Below are 978 nucleotides of genomic sequence, written 5' to 3'. Positions count from 1 at the left end.
ATTCTTTCATTTTAGTTTCCTGCCTAAAACATAGTTGTCTTTGATAAAAAAAGAAAACGCTTTCAATTGATGCTAATTTTTTGTATAGTTGAATTAGGAGGTGCTTTATGGAGGAAGAAAAAAGTTCTCTTTACGATAGACTACCTTTAGATTTATTGACCGGATTCTTTTATGAAATAAATAAGAACATAGAAAAAGGAATCTTATCTAATGCTATGTATCATGAAATTAGATTGATTGAACAATCAGCCTTAAAAAGAGGTATCTCACTTGAATATTCACATGACAAGGCTTATTAATAAAGAATAAAATTTTAGCTCCTAGCATGTATTATGCTAGGAGTTAATTTTATTTTTGAACATTAATGTATAGTACAATCAGAGTGAAATCAGGAAAAGACGGATTTGCCTTGATAATGCTTGTATCGAATCTTGCTTTTCGTATCTCAAAACAGAGACAGCGCATTTTTCTTCATATCAAACAGAAGAAGATCTCGTGAAAGCCATTGGGGAATACAGCTGGTTTTAGCACCACGAACGTTTCTAGGAAAAATTACAAGTTTTTGAACACATTTTCTAAAAGTGGATGTTCCAAAAGTATAACTTTTGGGGCATCTCTTTTTATTATAGTTAGGGTCATCTAAAGATTATCAGATAAGGGTTGTGTAGCCTTTTACAAGTTTTTATTGACAATGATAATCATTCTCTTTATATTATTGATTATCATTCATAATTTCATACTACTTTTGGAAAGAAGGCATTTCTATGAAAACACGTAGATCCACTTGATGAATTGTTAAGTAGGGCTGAAAAAGCAGTGCCTCAGGGAACACTTATGCAAGTTAGAATGCCCGATAAGGTGGAAAGAGGAACTCCAGAAGGCGCAGTGGAATTTCGTCTCAGCGGTTCATTCGATCCAGGGAATGGAAATGTAAAAGTATGGTTAGATCAGTATAGCGGAAAAGTAGTGGGCAAGCTA

At 33.3% G+C, this 978-nt stretch carries 1 protein-coding gene and 1 pseudogene; both read left to right on the top strand.

The window, feature by feature from the left end; genetic code table 11:
- The first annotated feature begins 107 nt into the window (after nucleotides 1-107).
- Nucleotides 108-299 carry a hypothetical protein gene (locus AC1DUW_RS30435; protein ID WP_053345549.1) on the top strand — a complete coding sequence of 64 codons (192 nt, stop codon included), beginning with the start codon at nucleotides 108-110 and terminating at the stop codon, nucleotides 297-299.
- Nucleotides 300-792: 493 nt separating this feature from the next.
- Nucleotides 793-978: pseudogene (locus AC1DUW_RS30430) on the top strand (PepSY-associated TM helix domain-containing protein); the annotation flags it as partial.

It is taken from the genome of Peribacillus sp. P4_C12 (assembly GCF_056402095.1).
The sequence above is the reverse complement of the archived record's forward strand: the minus strand, read 5'-3'. Positions and strand labels throughout refer to the sequence as shown.

Excerpts from the sequence above, each read along its gene's own strand:
- AC1DUW_RS30435 (WP_053345549.1), top strand. The coding sequence starts at position 108 with ATGGAGGAAGAAAAAAGTTCTCTTTACGATAGACTACCTTTAGATTTA.